Origin of the sequence: Clostridium sp. CF012 (assembly GCF_018861755.1) — a bacterium.
Lineage (GTDB): Bacteria > Bacillota > Clostridia > Clostridiales > Clostridiaceae > Clostridium_AD.
In genome coordinates this window covers 1-16455 of sequence record NZ_JAHLEF010000027.1, presented here as the reverse complement: position 1 = coordinate 16455, position 16455 = coordinate 1, and the positions used below count along the sequence as shown (strand labels likewise).

General features: G+C 32.2%; 14 protein-coding genes and 3 pseudogenes. 10 read left to right on the top strand and 7 right to left on the bottom strand.

The window, feature by feature from the left end; all coding sequences use genetic code 11:
- Positions 1–205: 205 nt before the first annotated feature.
- Both KPL50_RS19020 and KPL50_RS27545 read right to left on the bottom strand, forming a co-directional pair.
- Positions 206–576: pseudogene (locus KPL50_RS19020) on the bottom strand (DUF956 family protein).
- Positions 546–722 (bottom strand): annotated as a pseudogene (locus KPL50_RS27545) (PTS system mannose/fructose/sorbose family transporter subunit IID); the annotation flags it as partial. The pseudogenes KPL50_RS19020 and KPL50_RS27545, both read right to left, overlap by 31 nt.
- Here KPL50_RS27545 and KPL50_RS19010 point away from each other — a divergent pair.
- Positions 716–1069 (top strand): annotated as a pseudogene (locus KPL50_RS19010) (PTS system mannose/fructose/sorbose family transporter subunit IID); the annotation flags it as partial. The pseudogenes KPL50_RS27545 and KPL50_RS19010 overlap by 7 nt on opposite strands.
- Positions 1070–1310: 241 nt before the next feature.
- Here the strand turns inward: KPL50_RS19010 and KPL50_RS19005 are convergent.
- Complete coding sequence (locus KPL50_RS19005) at positions 1311–2258, bottom strand: YafY family protein (protein ID WP_216300121.1); 948 nt, start codon at positions 2256–2258, stop codon at positions 1311–1313.
- 106 nt (positions 2259–2364) lie between these two features.
- Here KPL50_RS19005 and KPL50_RS19000 point away from each other — a divergent pair, with 106 nt between their 5' ends.
- From KPL50_RS19000 to dpaL, 6 genes are all read left to right on the top strand, one after another.
- Positions 2365–2889, top strand: coding sequence for a dihydrofolate reductase family protein (locus tag KPL50_RS19000; protein WP_216300120.1), 525 nt, complete (start codon positions 2365–2367; stop codon positions 2887–2889).
- 345 nt (positions 2890–3234) lie between these two features.
- Positions 3235–3441 carry a hypothetical protein gene (locus KPL50_RS18995; protein WP_216300119.1) on the top strand — a complete coding sequence of 69 codons (207 nt, stop codon included), beginning with the start codon at positions 3235–3237 and terminating at the stop codon, positions 3439–3441.
- Positions 3442–3623: 182 nt separating this feature from the next.
- Positions 3624–3893, top strand: coding sequence for a hypothetical protein (locus KPL50_RS18990; RefSeq protein WP_216300118.1), 270 nt, complete (start codon positions 3624–3626; stop codon positions 3891–3893).
- Between the two features lie 173 nt (positions 3894–4066).
- Positions 4067–4291 (top strand): phage holin family protein, encoded by a 225-nt coding sequence (locus tag KPL50_RS18985; protein ID WP_309245197.1) that lies wholly within the window; start codon positions 4067–4069, stop codon positions 4289–4291.
- A complete protein-coding gene (locus tag KPL50_RS18980) occupies positions 4284–4604 on the top strand; it encodes an N-acetylmuramoyl-L-alanine amidase (protein WP_216300117.1) in 321 nt (106 codons plus the stop codon). The genes KPL50_RS18985 and KPL50_RS18980 overlap by 8 nt, the downstream gene beginning before the upstream one ends.
- A gap of 117 nt (positions 4605–4721) precedes the next feature.
- Positions 4722–5942, top strand: coding sequence for a diaminopropionate ammonia-lyase (gene dpaL, locus KPL50_RS18975; RefSeq protein WP_216300116.1), 1221 nt, complete (start codon positions 4722–4724; stop codon positions 5940–5942).
- 217 nt (positions 5943–6159) lie between these two features.
- Here dpaL and KPL50_RS18970 read toward each other — a convergent pair whose 3' ends face one another.
- Entirely contained in the window at positions 6160–7557 is a 1398-nt protein-coding gene (locus tag KPL50_RS18970) for a DUF4317 domain-containing protein (RefSeq protein WP_216300115.1), read from the bottom strand.
- Between the two features lie 512 nt (positions 7558–8069).
- On the opposite strand from KPL50_RS18970, the gene KPL50_RS18965 reads away from it, so the two are divergent.
- Complete coding sequence (locus KPL50_RS18965) at positions 8070–9590, top strand: 4Fe-4S dicluster domain-containing protein (RefSeq protein WP_216300114.1); 1521 nt, start codon at positions 8070–8072, stop codon at positions 9588–9590.
- Between the two features lie 520 nt (positions 9591–10110).
- On the opposite strand, the gene KPL50_RS18960 is transcribed toward KPL50_RS18965, so the two are convergent.
- Entirely contained in the window at positions 10111–10692 is a 582-nt protein-coding gene (locus tag KPL50_RS18960; protein WP_216300113.1) for an NAD(P)H-dependent oxidoreductase, read from the bottom strand.
- 230 nt (positions 10693–10922) lie between these two features.
- Here KPL50_RS18960 and KPL50_RS18955 point away from each other — a divergent pair, with 230 nt between their 5' ends.
- Positions 10923–11807 (top strand): LysR family transcriptional regulator, encoded by an 885-nt coding sequence (locus KPL50_RS18955; RefSeq protein WP_216300112.1) that lies wholly within the window; start codon positions 10923–10925, stop codon positions 11805–11807.
- A gap of 214 nt (positions 11808–12021) precedes the next feature.
- Here KPL50_RS18955 and KPL50_RS18950 read toward each other — a convergent pair whose 3' ends face one another.
- The gene (locus KPL50_RS18950) at positions 12022–12495 is read right to left on the bottom strand and encodes a MarR family winged helix-turn-helix transcriptional regulator (protein ID WP_216300111.1); all 474 of its coding nucleotides are present in this window, start codon (positions 12493–12495) and stop codon (positions 12022–12024) included.
- A gap of 377 nt (positions 12496–12872) precedes the next feature.
- Between KPL50_RS18950 and KPL50_RS18945 the strand changes: the two genes are divergently transcribed.
- On the top strand, positions 12873–14003 hold the full coding sequence (locus tag KPL50_RS18945; RefSeq protein WP_216300110.1) for an MFS transporter: 1131 nt from the start codon (positions 12873–12875) through the stop codon (positions 14001–14003).
- Between the two features lie 838 nt (positions 14004–14841).
- On the opposite strand, the gene KPL50_RS18940 is transcribed toward KPL50_RS18945, so the two are convergent.
- Positions 14842–16007, bottom strand: a protein-coding gene (locus KPL50_RS18940) for an IS3 family transposase (RefSeq protein ID WP_216300109.1) whose coding sequence is annotated in 2 segments (ribosomal slippage) — positions 14842–15749 and positions 15749–16007 — 1167 coding nt in all. Because the reading frame shifts where the segments join, the coding sequence is not laid out codon by codon here.
- Positions 16008–16455: the final 448 nt, after the last annotated feature.

Here is a 16455-nt window from a genome sequence, read left to right as displayed (position 1 = left end):
ATGAGTGCTACATTGATGCTTGGGTGGATATACTGAAATCCTTGAGTAGATAATAAAGATTGCTATAGGAATGAGTAGTTGAGACATTAAAATGAATAGATAAATACAAAAAGCAGCTTACCAGAGAATAGTTTCGTTGGTTAGTTGCTTTTGTATTTTAAAAGTTTAGGCTAGTGGGGATTTAGGATAATAGTTCTTTAGTTGATCAACTCTTTTTAAATTTCGATTGCACCGCTCGTTTGACCACATCAAAAAAACTAACGAATTAACCATATGATTTGGCTCAACATATTTTCGAACAGCACGAAGTACTTTTTTTGGTTCTTTAGAAGAAAAAATATAGGTAGCATTTTTCTTCGTTTGGATCGCATATCGTGGAATCCACTTTCCTTTTAGCAATACGGACGCAATGACATTGTCAACCTCTTCCCAAGGAATTTGAATATATTTGCGAGAATCACGAGAATTATAAAACTCAAAACATTTGTAACCGATCATGATTTTACCGTATTCTGTAAAACCTGTTAAGGATGTTGCATCAATTACTAGATCCACCTTTGTGTTGAGTGATTGAATTTCTTCTTAAGCAACCACATACAAAGTAATGTCAATATTAATCCTGCAAGTCCAGGAATCAATGAATCCAAGTTATTTTGCAATGTTGTAACATTAGTATCAGCTAATGACAAACCGCCTGTTTGTTGCAACAGAGCTTTACGCATTGATACCCGCAATCAAAAAATTATATAAGACTAAAGAAGATCGTGCAAATGGTTTACCAATCGATGACATAACTATTCAAGGTGTTAAAGTTGGTATGATGGGACCTTTAGCAGGTATCGGAGATCCAGTTTTCTGGTTTACTGTTAGGCCAATTTTAGGGGCATTAGCTGCTTCTCTTGCTATGAGTGGTAACATACTTGGACCAATTATCTTTTTCTTCGCTTGGAATATCATCCGTATGTCATTTATGTGGTATACACAAGAGTTTGGTTACAAAGCAGGCTCTCATATTACCGATGATGTATCAGGTGGTTTACTACAAGATGTTACAAAAGGAGCAACGCTGTTCCAGCATATTTCCATACAGATGTGCTAGACACAACTAGAGTTGTAGTGTCCTAGTAGCTATAAGTTTAGTAGGCAATGTGGCTACTAAGGGGTCTCAAGTAAGACTTTTACTAAATTTGAATGGAATTCTATGCCTTATTACGGATTGTGTTCAAAATTTTAGGTATATAGTAAGCCGTTATAGGAAATCTATACCAAGCCGATATATATTTTTATAATGGCTTATTTATAAGTTGTTTTTAATATAAATCAATCACTTCCAATGCTTTTTTCTTCATTTCAGAGATAGCTTCAATAGGTTCAATAATTTCGATATCCTTTCCATATCCAAAAGCAAATTCTATACCTTGCCATAAAGCATCGAATTTTATATTAAGATAAATTTCATTTTCATTAACCATAGATTCACTTATAGTTATAAATTGTCTTTCTTTTATATGATTTAAAATATAGGGACTAACTTTAAAGATAAAAGTATGTTTAGGAATTAAACTTAAAAAATTGCTAGTAGAATTTCTCCAATGACTTTTTAAGTTAAAATCATTTGGTCTAATAAACGTATCATCCATTAATAAAGCAGACTCAACAGAGGCTACTTTATATGTTTTAATAATTTCATTATTTACTGCAACTAAATACCAAACCCCACGCTTGCAAACTAAACCAAGTGGATTTAACACTACTTCTTTTGTTTCATTTATTTTTCTATATAGTATTTTTAATGATTTTGAGTTCCATATAGCATTTTGTAATACAAAAAGGATGTCTGTATTTACACTAGTGTTAGATTGATTCCAAGTATACATATCTATATAAATATAATTTTGAATATTTTCAACTTCTTTTACTTGATTAGGTGAAGAGTTTCCTAAAATTTTAAGTATTGTAGAATCCTTAAGATTTTCAACTCCTAAATCCTCTAAAATTTTATCACCAGTTGGAATGAACAAAGAGAAGAGTTCATTTTTATTTATTCCTGTAAGGGAAGTTTTATAGTCTCCCAGAAGCCTTACCCCACCATTTATACCTTTATCCGTAACTATAGGTACTCCAATACCGCTAAGGATATCAATATCTCTGTAAATAGTTCTTACAGAAACCTCAAGTTTTTTTGATAATTCAGAAGCAGTTAATTTTTTATGTATTTGTAATAACATTAGTATAGAAATTAATCTGTCTGCTCTCATAATTCTCCTCCTGTTATATGACATAGGATGTCAAGTATTATAGCGTATAATTAATTATATATCAAACAATAATAATATTTTTGAATAATTTTAGGAGGAATTTAATATGAAAAGAAAAATAATTTTAAATTTGGCAATAAGTCTTGATGGATATATAGCATCAGAAGAAGGTGGATTTGATTGGATAGTGGGAGATGGAGATGACACATTAAATACTAAAAATAGATTTGATTTTGGTAAATTTTTAGAAGGGATAGATGTAGTAGTTATGGGTAAAAATTGTTATGACCAAAATATGCATAATGATTTTAAAAATAAAAAGGTATACGTAGCAACATCACAAAAAATTCAAAATCAAGACAATCTCCACTTTATTAGTGGAGATGTATGTAAGGTAATCCAGGAAGAAAAAGAGAAGGACGGTAAGGATATATTTCTATTTGGTGGTGGTAGGCTTGTAGATAACTTCATTAAGGCTGATATTGTTGATGAATATATAATAGGAATAATTCCTACAATATTAGGAAAAGGAAGACCTTTATTTTTAGGAAATAATCCAACAATAAAACTACATCTAAAAGAGTATGTCGTAGATTGTGGCATTACAATTTTAAAGTATTCAAAAATATGAATTAAGAGTAGTTGCATTTAAAGATAATTTAGAAGACTCTTGCCTATATAAGGATGTAGGTAAGAGTTTTTAAGTGATTTATCATCACAAGATTACCCAAGTAGTTGTAAATGTTCAAATCAGTAAGGTGCATATTAAGATAATTTTCAGAATAGTTACTACGTCTTTTTCTAATTAGACGTCACAAACAATAAAAGTTTGTGGCGTTTTTACTTGTGACGACTTAGGAAATAACTGCGAAGCAATGTGTATATTAAATTTATATTTAAAATGTACTCCATTCTGCACATATTTAGACAAGCCTTCATAATATATTTTGAAATACAATATAGGGGGTTTAATAATATGTCTAAAGGTAGAAGAGTGGAAGAATTGGAAGGATTTGAAGAAGCGTTTAATAATAGGAGTAATAGGTGTGATGATAGGTTACTAGAGGAAAGAGTACGATTATTAGAGGAAAGAGTACGATTACTAGAGGAAATATTAGTAGAGGAAATGTCTAATAGACGTTGCAGATGTTGTAGATGTTGCAGATGTTGTAGGTTTATTTAGTTAGACAAGCCATTAATCAGCTTCTTATTAGGCGTCACAAACAATAAAAGTTTGTGGCGTTTTTAGTTGTGACGACTTAGGATAACATGACGACACATAATTGAATAAAAACAAAGCCTTTGCAATTATAGTTAACCATGGTAACCTATAATAAACTATGGTTAACTATAAGGCGTGAGAAAATGGCAAAAGTTTTTTATCCCAGAGATTGTATAATGGTTCCAGCAACGTGTAGCCCAATACCAAATGGTCATCCACCAAATACAGAGTATAAAGTAGCATATGGAGATGAAGATTGGAACGGTATTTTTATCAAAGTCTACAAAGTTCAAATGGTTTATGACGGTAAAATTTCAGGCAGAAGAAGTCCTTCTTTTCCTGTAGGGACAGAAGACTGTATACTTGTAAATGAAGCAATGTTGGTGCTTTACAAAAAATATAACAAAATATAATAATAAAACTAAGGCACTCGATAGGGTGTCTTTTTCATGCAAAAATATAAAGAGAAAGAAGGAATAAAGATGGGAAAAGGCACTTCAATTAAAATAGTAATAGCAGTAATGGAACTTGTTTAACGTGGCTGTTTGGTGTGTGGGACACTGCAATAATAGTATTATTAGCTTTCATGGTTTTGGATTACGCAACAGGGTTAATAAAAGCATATGTAAATAAAGAGATCTCTTCTGATGTGGGACTTAAGGGTATAGCAAGAAAGAGCTTAATACTTATAAGCTTATTAGAAAATTGTGCTCAGCTTGGACTACCTATACCGGATAAATTAAGAGAGGCATTGATCCAGTTGCAATCGGGTAATAAAAAAGGAATTAAGGAGAGTGAAAAAGATGAATAAGTTATATACTCATTGTTTTGACGCAGAACATGGTGGAAGTGATCCTGGTGCAATAGGTAAACGAGGAACGCATGAGGCTAATATAGCTCTAAATATAAGTAAAATATGTGGAAGAATAATGCTAGAGCAAGGTCAAAGGGTCATCTATACTAGAACAATAGATAAGTATTTAACCCTAGCGCAGAGGGGTGATATAGCTAATAAAGGTGGTTGCAAAACATTTACATCTATACATTGTAATAGTTTTAGTGATCCAAGTGAAAATGGAATTGAAACATGGTCCTATCCACTACCCCATTCCCCCCAACAATAATAACGTTTGACACTTTTAAGTCCTTTAAGCATTTACTATATGAATAATTTGGAATATAATAAATTGTATTAAACTAAAAATAATATTAAACGATTACATTAAGGTGGGGATGAGCAAATGTCAAAAACAACAAATAATATTGAATTTATAGTTAATGGGAAATATGATGCTAAAAAAGAAAGATGTGCAGAATTTCTATCTGTAGAACAATTAAAAAAAGTTAGACATATTCATGATAGTATTCCTGACTGCACGGCTACTCCTTTAGTACAATTGAAAAGTTTATCTGAGTACCTAGGAGTAAAGGCAATATTTATTAAAAATGAATCACAAAGAGGCGATATAAACTCATTTAAAATATTAGGAGCTTCTTATGCTATTGCTAAATTAGTTTGTGACAAGCTAGGACTTGATGTTGGAAATGTTACTTTTGATTACTTAAAATCTGAGAGCGTCCAATCAAAAATTAAGGATATGACTTTGGCTACTTGTTCTGATGGAAATCATGGTAGAGGTGTAGCTTGGACAGCTAAGGAACTAGGTTTAAAAGCAATAATCTACATGCCTAAGGGAACAGTAGAGAGCAGGGTAAAAAACATAGAAGCATTAGGGGCAACTGTTACAGTCACTGAATTTAACTATGATGATACTGTAAGATATGCAAATGAAATGGCAACAAAGAACAATTGGTATATTGTACAAGATACTTCATGGGAAGGTTACGAGGAAGTGCCTAAGACTATTCTTCAAGGATATTCAACTATGGGAATGGAAGCAATAGAACAACTAGAAGCTGCAGGTTATAAAAAGCCAACTCACTTATTTGTACAAGCAGGTGTTGGTGCAATGGCGTCCGGTGTAACAGGAGCTATATCAAATTATTATAATGGAGATATGCCTACTACACTTATAATGGAGCCTAAAAATGCAGCATGTTACTTTAAGTCTGGAGAAATGAATGATGGTACAGCTTATACAGTGGGTGGATCATTAGATAGTATCATGGCAGGACTTGCATGTGGAGAACCTGTTCCAGCTGGATGGGAAATAATAAGAAATTTCGCAACTGGTTTCTGTAAATGTGCTGATAGTGTAACTGCTACAGGAATGAGAATTCTCGGTAATCCTATTGGAGAGGACGTGCGAATAATTTCTGGAGAGTCAGCAGCAATAGGTGCTGGAGTACTTTCATTGCTAATGACTAACCCTGAGTATAGCTTAGTAAAGGAAAAGCTTGGGTTGGACAGTGATTCCGTTGTATTAATGTTCAGCACAGAAGGCGACACTGATCCAGTAAATTATAGGGATATAGTATGGAATGGTGCGTATTCACTATGAGAGTTTTTGTAGATTAGAAAGTAGGGATTAGCAACAAAAATCGTTCCAGTTTTTGTAAGGTGCCTGACCCTTTACAAGTAGAGTAGCAACCAAGACAAGGCTTCCGCGTTGTTTCATCCGTTTTCTGGAATACCCCCCCAGCGAATTTAGATTTTAGATTAATAATAAAAAAAATACTACTACACTTGGGGGGAACCCAGTGCAGTAGTGTTTTCAATTAAATCAAATTATCTAAGCCATTAACCATAGTTTGTTCATTGTCATTAATAGGAATAACTATGCATTTTTGGCCATCAATTATTTGAGATTTTATTTGAGATATTTTTTCGGGTTTTACTTGAAGTATAACATCATAATGAGGAGTAGCCATACTATCTTCTGAAAATGCATCTGGAACTTTCTCTAGATTAGTTTCTAAAATTTCTTCTAGATTAGTTTCTAATGTTTCTTCTAAATCAGTTGTTGAAGCTTCTTCTAAAATCACATTATCATCATTAACTTCTGTAGAGCGGTGAGTTTCATTATCTATAGCATTCTCTTGTTTAATTTCATCAAGTCTAGCTTGAAGTATTTCTACTTGCTTGTGAAGGCGTTCTTCCTTTTTTCTTTGCGCATTTTCTTTAAGAGTCTTTGGGTCAATTAAATTTTTTGCTAAGGGAATATCATCACCAAAGCTTTCTATATAGCATTTTTCAATCTTAGCAGTAACTTCGACCGGAACTTCGCTTTCTATTAAAAGGTTTTGTATATCCTTCTTTGTTAAGCTTATAGGTTCACAATCTGTATCTTCATATAGAGTATTATATTCTTCTATCATATTGTTTAGGTTTTCTTGTATGTCATTAAAAATCTTATCAGCTTTCTTTTCATCAGAACTAAAAGAATCTTTAATAATTGATTGGAAGGTTTCCTTTTGAGCCGTAGCAGTTTGTTTTGAGAGGCACCCTAAGGCATTTTCCATTAATTCAGTATGTGTATCCTTTGCATTTTTTGTGTAATACATAATAGAGTTAACATCTGCACTACGATCAATAAAAGCAGGAAACACAAAGCCATTAGTAGGGGCCTCAACTACCCAATCTCTAATACGTGCTTTTATTTCATTTTGCGTCTCAAAGTATCTAAGACCAGGCTCTGAAAGTGAAACAGGACATATTGCACATAACACATATTCATATACTTCTTCAGATTCATCTATCTTTACATTATCTTTGGTTTTGCTAATAACATCATAAGCATCATGAAAAAGGAGTATTAAAAAATTACCAGTGTAATCATAATTATCTATAATCAAATCATAAAGATTATCAAGAAGAGCATCATCTTTTAATTGACTGTTTTTAAGCTGCATAAGGGAAATTTGCCTTTCATTTATAAAATCTTCATTAACTGGAAAGTTAAGTTCTAAAATATTATTTCCGATAGTTCCAGATAGTACTTTTTTAGCAATTTCTAAGTATTTAAAATATTCGTCCTCATCTAAATTTAGAAAGCTTTCTCTAAATTTTAAAATAGTATGTTTTTCTCCATTAACATAACAACCACAAATTTTAGTGAAGGTGCATTCTTCTTTCTTTAGACGTCTTTTTAGTTCAAGTATATCTTTTTTTCTCATATATAAACTCCTCAAATTATAGACAAACCTTGCGTAAACATATAGTTGAGGTGGTTTGTCTTTAATATTTTTTATTTGTAGCTATAATTAATATATTATCATTATTAATTATAGTATTTTTTTAAAATTAAATAAAGGTTTTATGTATTAATCAATTTTTCATGTTGGCGGCGCTATAGAAGTTGAGGAGGTATATTTAAACAATATAGTACACTTTTAGATGTTTTTAAGGGAATGATGCATTCAGTAGGTATTTCTGTGGCAGGAGTTTATTCTGACGTTTAGTTATCCAATGTACGTTTAAAGGGGGTGTGCACCTTTTAGCAGAAGTCCTATACAGTTTAGCGATATTAAAATCCCAAGCTTTAGAAGATAACTTAAACATATAGAGGGGGCAGTATTAGAAATAATAAATACATAAACAAAATTGACTAAATTGTTAATATATGATATTCTAACGAAGAATATATATATGTAGTTTTTATAAATATCAAAGCATAAAAGGAGTTATAATGAAATACGAATATAGAACACTTGCTGATATTAGACACAAAGTTTTTACGGCCGTAAGTAAGATGGCTTTTGAAGACAATTTAAAAGAGATAGAGAATATCCCATATGAGATCATTCCTGGAGATGTGGGTAAGTATAGAGAAAGTACATTTCTTGAAAGAGCAATAGTTAGTGAGCGAATCCGTTTGGCAATGGGACTAAATGTAAGACCAAGTGATAAATCAAGAGCAATTACGGAGGGGTTAGAGGGGGCAACAAAACCTTCAAAATATTATGAACCGCCACTTGTAAATATTATAAAATTTGCTTGTAATTCTTGTCCAACAGATAGCTACGAAGTTACAAATATGTGCCGTGGCTGCCTAGCACACCCTTGTGTAGAAGTTTGTCCTAAAGGCGCAGTTAGTATAGCTAATGGGAAAAGTATTATTGATCAGGAAAAATGTATAAAGTGTGGTTTATGTGCTAAAGTGTGTCCGTATTCAGCAATAATAAAACATGGACGGCCATGTGCCATGGCATGTGGAGTGGATGCAATATATACGGATGAATATGGCAGAGCATCAATAGATTATAATAAATGTGTTAGCTGTGGAATGTGTATGGTAAATTGTCCTTTTGGAGCAATATCTGATAAAAGCCAAATATTTCAACTAATTCAGGCAATAAATCAAAAGAAAGAAGTAATTGCAATTGTAGCTCCATCATATGTGGGGCAGTTTGGTAAAAATGTTGGATTTAATGATTTTAAAAGAGCAATGCTTATAATTGGATTTAAAGATGTTGTTGAAGTTGCAATTGGTGCAGATATTTGTACAATTGATGAGGCAAAAGATTTTATAGAAAATGTACCTGAAAAACTTTCATTTATGGCTACTTCATGCTGCCCTTCATGGTCTGTTATGGCTAAAAAATTATATCCTGAATATGCTGAAAATATTTCGATGACTTTGACTCCAATGGTTTTTGCCGCTCGACTTGTGAGAGAAAAACATAAAGATGCAAAGATTGTTTTTGTTGGCCCATGCAGTGCGAAAAAATTAGAAGCTTCCAGAAAAAGCGTAAAAAGTGAAGTGGATTTTGTAATTACATATGAGGAATTATCTGGAATGTTAGAAGCTAAAGAAGTGGAAATAATTGGTACAGATAAGAATCTGAGTAATGAAGCAACTGGTTCAGGAAGAGGCTTTGCGGTTGCAGGTGGAGTCGCTAAGGCTGTAGCTGATTTGATAAAAAAAGAACATCCAGGACGAGAAGTGAAGATTAAAGCTGCGGATGGACTGAGAGAATGTAGGGAGATGTGTAATGATGCCATAAAAGGAAAGTATGATGGATTTCTCCTTGAAGGAATGGCATGTCCGGGTGGCTGTGTGGCTGGAGCTGGGTGTATTGTCAAACCTAACATATCTGGTGCTCAGGTTAAACAAGCGGCTAAAAATTCTGAGCTGAAGATTTCAAATGAGTCTAAATATGCTGATAAACTTTACTTGTTAGATGAAAAAAATTTAGAGGAAGAATAGAAAATATTATTATTTATTTATTTTTGTGTCATTGGGAATAAATATTTATATAATAATGTATATATATTATTTTTAAAAAAAGCGTTGGACTGAATTTTTTGATTCTTTGTCAGAATTAATTATAGCTAAAGTGTATTAAAATCGAAGGTATTATACAGTAAAACCCAACAACTATTTAATTAGTTGTGGGTTTTCTTATGTCTTGATTAATATCAGATAGATACCACACTAAAATCTTTTAGAGTTTTGCAATCAAGTTTGCTTGTTAAGCAAATGATGATTGGTAAGTTCTTCGTATATTGATCTCTTTAAATGATATTCTGCAAGTTTATTAACTTGAAACAAATTATCAAATACAGGTTCATGAGATAATTGCGATATATTTATGTGTGTTATATGTTCACTCATACGTTTTGAGGGGATTTTTCATTTTTTATTTTACTATGAAAATAGGCTGCCAACTATTGTTGTTGACAGCCTGAAGTTATGTAGACTATCTATATAACTCCTTAATTATTATTTATTGTTGGGCAAAATAATCTCTGATTTCATTCAACTTTTCTTCAGCATGAGGTCTACCACCAGTTGCAATTTGATCAATTTGAAAATGTTTTAAAACTTCAAAACCGCAGGTTTGAAGAGTATCTTTTATAAAGCTGCCAGTAATAGGATTTTGCAATTGGTTGTTGTAGTAGTCGTTAGGTGTTTGCATAGTTGTAATAACGACTGCTTTTTTATTTTTTAATAATCCAATCATTGTTCCATTTGGCCCATAGCTATATGCCCAGCCAAGCTGAAAAACTTTATCACAAAATCCTTTTAAAGCAGCAGGCATTGATGCCCACCATAGCGGAATTGGAAATACCACTATATCTGCCTTATCTATTGCTGCTTTATATTTTAACACCAATGGATCTTCTATCTGTCCTTTTCTCCACTGCAACAAGTCTTGCCCTGTCATAAGAGGATTAAATTCATCTTTTACCAGATCGATGCACTCAACAGAATGCCCGTTTTTTGAAACAGTTTCAACAACAGTTTTTGCTACTCCTGCGTTAAAGCTTCCTTCATAAGGGTGGCTACTAACAACTAAATAATTCATATTATCAATCTCCTTTTTTATTATATAGATTTTTTACATTATCTTAATGTAACAGACATCTGTAACTTATTAAATCCTTATTTTTTATAACCTTCTTAAGTTAAGCGGTGTGTTATATTTTAGCGGGATTTTAAAATCATTTTAATTATACATCTTGAAACTTCATAAGTAAAATAGTATAATTTTATTATATGTATAGTCAATTACCTATGGAAAGAGGTGTATAATAAATGACCTTGAGGCATTTTAGGATTTTTATTGCAGTTTGTGAGAACAATAGTATAACTGCTACTGGCAAAAAACTTCACATTTCACAGCCATCTGTAAGTATTGCCATTCGTGAACTTGAAGAAAACTATGGAGTTAAACTTTTTGACAGAGTGTCACGAAGGCTATATATTACAGAGACTGGTAAGCAATTATTAGAGTATGCAACTCATATTGTTTCGCTAACAGACGAAGTGGAAGTAGGCATAAAAGATTGGGACTCCTTCGGCACTCTACGTGTGGGATCAAGTATTGCAATCGGTTTTGGTATATTGCCTTCTTATGTCAAAGCTTTTGAGCAGCAGACACCTTCTGTTAAAGTAAATGTCGCTGTAAATGATACTAAAACAATAGAAGAATATATTTTAAGAAATACTGTTGATATTGCCCTAATTGAAGGTAAAGTACAGAGTCCAAATATTGAACAAATTAAGTTTATGGATGATGAATTGGTTTTAGTTTGCGGTAAAAAACACCCATTTAGCTGTTACGATGAAATAGATCTAAACATGCTAGATGGACAAGATTTTATACTACGAGAAAGAGGTAGTGATGACAGAGAATTTTTTGAGAGTTTCTTGGCAGCACACGAATTAGAAATCAATATACGATGGGAGAGTATAAGCATACTAATCATTTTTGAGGCGGTAAAAGCAGGGTTAGGATTAACCATTCTTCCTGATGTAATAGTAAAAGCAGGTGTATCATTAGGTAATATCCATGTGATAAAAATTAAAAACGTTTCTCTAAAACGTCAATTTTCTATTATTTATCAAAAAAATAAATTTCTTACCAAATCAGCAAAAAAATTTATCAGTCTTTGTATTAATAATAACGTAAACCCGTAGTTCCCCAATCTAACAAAATGCAAACGGAACGCCACTTAGTCGTCTGATTAGGTGGCGTTCTTAAATTTTGCTTTAGACGAAAAATCATAAAGTAGCGCTACCCCATCAAGTATAGCATTCTCTAAGGTAGAATTTGAAAAAACATATCCCAATTTACTAAAAGGTTGATTAGCAGTTATTATCGTTTAATTTAACATTTTTAGACACTTTATATTTACCAAACTGGTATTAACTTCGATGACAATTTACCTTCATTTGCTTCATGAACTAATTTTATTAAATCTTCTTTGATCATTTGCATTCGTTCAGCACCTATATTTTCAATCCAACGTTTCTCAATATCAGTTAGTATATCCTCTTTTGCTTTCATTACTAACAATCCTCGCTCGGTCAAAACAATAATTTTCCCTCTCTTATCAGTGGGGTGAATTTTACGCATCACATAACCATTTTTCTCAAGGTAATCCACCATTTTACTCACAGCTTGCTTTGTAATTCCTAAATATTCAGCTAATTCTATACCCGTTGCTCCATCTGGGGTGATGTATGTAAACATAAACCCATGTGTAGGTCTAATATCTTCAAATCCCAATTCGCTCAATTTATCATGTAGTTCGTTAATCGATGATCTAAAAGATAATAACAAAAGTGATGTAAGATCTAATTTACTAAATGCTTGATGATTCATATATAAAACCTCCTCAAATAAAGTCAATTAGGTTGACTTTTTATTAATTCTATTATACTATATGCAATATAGTCAATCAAGTTGACTGTATTTGTTTTGCTATGAAAGAAATAGGATTCACTAAAAAATCAATACACTATGATTGTAATTGAATACCTATTTTAAATGATTGATCTAACAACTTAAGAATAATTAACAGGAGGAGAAGAGAATGAAACAGTTTTATTCGTAAAAGTAAACAATCGTCCAGCAGATCAGGCGTTTAGTGTAAAGTTATATGAGACTTTTTTAGAAAGCTATAATGAATCACATCCAAATGATACTGTGGTAGTCTTGATTTATACAATTAAATTTATAGAAAGAAGGATTGAATTACAATGGAACGTTTATGGACAAAAAACTATATAATGCTGACAATTACATCATTATTACTATTTAGTGGTTTTTATTTACTAATGCCAACACTGCCCATATTTATTAAACAATTAGGTGGAAGTGAATCTCAAGTTGGATTTATTATTGGAGTGTTTACAATATCGGCAGTAATTGTTCGTCCTATTGTTGGAGGATTAATGGATAAATATGGGCGACGAGTATTTATAATAAGTGGACTAATATTTTTTGCAATTACAATGTATTTTTATGATTTGGTAACAGTAATTATATTTTTAGTGATGTTACGTATCCTCCACGGAATAAGCTGGGCAATTGCTACAACTTCTATAGGAACGGCTGTGACTGATGTCATTCCAAAATCTCGTCGTGGAGAAGGAATGGGATGGTATGGGCTTTCAATGACTTTGGGCATGGCTTTAGGACCAATATTAGGTCTTTGGGTAGCAGAATCATTTTCATTTCATTATCTATTTTTGCTATGCACAGCATTAGCGCTTATTGCATTTATACTTGCATTTTGTACAAAAATCCCAGCAATTCAACATACACATGAAAACGCAATATCATTTTTTGAAAAAGACCTTTTACCAATCGCTATTGTTACATTTTTCCTATCCATTACTTTTGGTGGAATTACAACGTTTTTACCACTGTTTGCGGCAAAAATTCAAGTTAATGTTGGTACTTTTTTCTTAGTTTATGCTTTCATACTTGCAGTAATTAGACCAATTACAGGAAAGATATCTGATAAGTATGGAGAAGATGTCATTATTATTCCTGCACTATTTATACTAATTGTCGCACTATTAGTCCTAGCATTTACAAAAGGAATTGTTGGACTAGTTATTACCGCTATTTTGTACGGAATTGGATTCGGATCAGCACAACCAGCCCTTCAACTAGCGATTATACGATTAGCTAGACCAGAGAAAATTGGAGTAGCGAACGCCACATTTTTTACCGCTTTTGATTTAGGTATTGGTTTAGGAGCTATTATTCTAGGATTTGTTTCACAACTCGTGGGATATCAAACGTTATTTATTGTTTGTGCTGTATCTGCGTTTATTAGCCTATTATTTTTTACTGTTTTTGTTAAGAAGACATTAAAATAACATCGTGAGTTTAATTTTTGAAATGATATAACCGATCTCCTTTATTATGCTTATTTAGTAAATGCGATTTTTAAGATAAAGAAAAACCCCCTTATTCTTCAATTTAACTAATAAAAAATGTTCATTAAATTTACTTCATGAACATTTCTTATATTTTATCTTTTAAAATTTTTTTGCAAGAATAGTAGCCTTATTTATTCCATCCTCTACCTTTTCCTCAATATTATTTATAAATTCAAGTTATTGGATTTTGATAATGTTGTTTATTTGCTGTCCAATAAAATAATATTGAATTTCTAAGAGATCTAATTAAGTGTTACTTTTCAAAAATATATCTACAACTAAATGTCCCAGGATAAATATATTGCTTGCGGTAGTTTAAAAACTAAGGCTAAAGCAATAGCAACCAAGAAAAGGATTCCACATTGTTTCATCCATTTCTTGGAATAACCCTCGGGGGTGGCTCGAAGATTGTCGAAATGTGGTAAAAACCAGTTAGGGGAACTGATGAAGTAATTATGATTATAATGTGTTTGGATATACCAAATCCTTTTATGATGTGCTTCATTCCACAAGAAAAGAAAAAGGTTAGATTGGAGTTAATTTTAAGGGATAGTGATAGAGTTTATTTTCCTTTAAGGGGGAAATTGTAAATATATCTCTAAATATATTTACAAATAAGGAAATCAAAGTTATAATATGTAGAAATTAGTTAAATCAAGGGGGATTCAATTTGATACAAAAGAAACATCAAAAAATTATTGACCCTTACCCAATAAACTAGACACTATAAACTCGTATTATCTCTTGTTTTCGTACAATAACTTAATATTTCATTTTATGCCACTTTAGCCTTTCGATTAGCTTTATTATAATAATCTTCAGGTGTTACATATCCATTTGAGGCATGGATTCGCTGTCGATTATAAAATACTTCAACATATTCAAATACGGCTGCACGGGCTTCTTCACGAGTTCTAAAGTGGGTGCCATAGAGCCATTCACATTTTAATTTGCCCCAGAAAGATTCCATCGGTGCATTATCCCAACAGTTACCTTTCCGGGACATGCTACATGTAAAACCATACTTTTTAATCAAATTTTGGTAGTCGTAAGAACAGTATTGTGAACCTCTATCAGAGTGTAAAATGACGTTTGAAGGCTTACCAGCGCGTAGATATGCTGAATTCAACGCATCAATAACTAACTCCTTTGTCATTCGTTCACTCATGGACAATCCAATAATTTTTTGTCCACATAAATCCAATACTCCAGCGATATAAAGCCATCCTTTATCGGTCCACAGATAGGTGATATCACTTACCATTTTTTCATTAGGTTTGTCCACAGAAAAGTCACGATTGAGGATATTTTCTGCAACTGGAAGCTTATGATTGGAATTTGTAGTTGCTATAAATTTCTTTGAAACCTTTGATTTTATGCCATTTTCACGCATAATATGTTCCACTCTTTTATGATTAATAGAAGATTTGCTTTTGGCGTTTAATATCCGTGTAATTTTTGTTGAACCGTAAACTTTCTTGCTTTTGACATGGATATCACTAATTTCCTTTAATAGAAGGCTATTTGCTTGTGATCTTATACTTTCTGGACGTTTCTCCCATGCATAGTAGCTGCTCCTAGAAACGGATAGGACCATGCATAGCTTCGCTATATGGTAGTTCATGCGATTAGCCTTGATAAATAGAAATCTCTTTATTTGAGGTTTCTCGCGAAGTAGGCTGCCGCTTTTTTTAATATATCATTCTCCTCTTTGAGGTTCCTATTTTCTTTTTCAAGCTTATGGAATTTTTCATCTTCTGGGCTTAAGTGTCCACTACCTATAAATGGAGCCTTAGGAGATTTTTTGTACTTATTTACCCAGCCCTGCATTGTGGTTGGCTTAACACCTAAATCAGCAGCTACTTTTGACATCGGCTCTCCTGTTTTTTCTAATCTCTTTACTGCTTCCATTTTAAATTCAGCACTATAACTTTTATTCATCTAAAATCATCCACCCTTCATTTTTAGTATAGCACGAGTTCCTCGTGTCTAACAAAGGGGGTATGGGTCATATATCGTTTAATCTACTCTGTTTTATGTAGAAATAAAGTTACACCTATTTATAGAAGTGGCAAAATGGTTATTTTAAAATTAAAAGAGTTTCTGAAGTTACAGTTATATTTTTCAATAATAGATTCATTATTGATTATTATATTCGGAATAATAGTAACCATATATAATGTACATGATTTATATACTACAATATGGTTTCTACTACTATTCTTTTTTATACATTACCTAATATATTACCTATTAAAAGTAGTAAGCAAAAGGAAAGCGGATTGCTCCCTTTATTTACGACATTTTCTAACGAATACTAACTAATTTATAGATTTCCTTATAAATTCATTTGGACTAATATAATTTAAGCTTCCATGTATTCTTTCTT

Excerpts from the sequence above, each read along its gene's own strand:
- KPL50_RS19005 (WP_216300121.1), bottom strand. The coding sequence starts at position 2,258 with ATGAGAGCAGACAGATTAATTTCTATACTAATGTTATTACAAATACAT.
- KPL50_RS18945 (WP_216300110.1), top strand. The coding sequence starts at position 12,873 with ATGGAACGTTTATGGACAAAAAACTATATAATGCTGACAATTACATCA.
- dpaL (WP_216300116.1), top strand. The coding sequence starts at position 4,722 with ATGTCAAAAACAACAAATAATATTGAATTTATAGTTAATGGGAAATAT.
- KPL50_RS18980 (WP_216300117.1), top strand. The coding sequence starts at position 4,284 with ATGAATAAGTTATATACTCATTGTTTTGACGCAGAACATGGTGGAAGT.
- KPL50_RS18970 (WP_216300115.1), bottom strand. The coding sequence starts at position 7,557 with ATGAGAAAAAAAGATATACTTGAACTAAAAAGACGTCTAAAGAAAGAA.
- KPL50_RS18950 (WP_216300111.1), bottom strand. The coding sequence starts at position 12,495 with ATGAATCATCAAGCATTTAGTAAATTAGATCTTACATCACTTTTGTTA.
- KPL50_RS18965 (WP_216300114.1), top strand. The coding sequence starts at position 8,070 with ATGAAATACGAATATAGAACACTTGCTGATATTAGACACAAAGTTTTT.
- KPL50_RS18955 (WP_216300112.1), top strand. The coding sequence starts at position 10,923 with ATGACCTTGAGGCATTTTAGGATTTTTATTGCAGTTTGTGAGAACAAT.
- KPL50_RS18995 (WP_216300119.1), top strand. The coding sequence starts at position 3,235 with ATGTCTAAAGGTAGAAGAGTGGAAGAATTGGAAGGATTTGAAGAAGCG.
- KPL50_RS18990 (WP_216300118.1), top strand. The coding sequence starts at position 3,624 with ATGGCAAAAGTTTTTTATCCCAGAGATTGTATAATGGTTCCAGCAACG.
- KPL50_RS18985 (WP_309245197.1), top strand. The coding sequence starts at position 4,067 with ATGGTTTTGGATTACGCAACAGGGTTAATAAAAGCATATGTAAATAAA.
- KPL50_RS19000 (WP_216300120.1), top strand. The coding sequence starts at position 2,365 with ATGAAAAGAAAAATAATTTTAAATTTGGCAATAAGTCTTGATGGATAT.
- KPL50_RS18960 (WP_216300113.1), bottom strand. The coding sequence starts at position 10,692 with ATGAATTATTTAGTTGTTAGTAGCCACCCTTATGAAGGAAGCTTTAAC.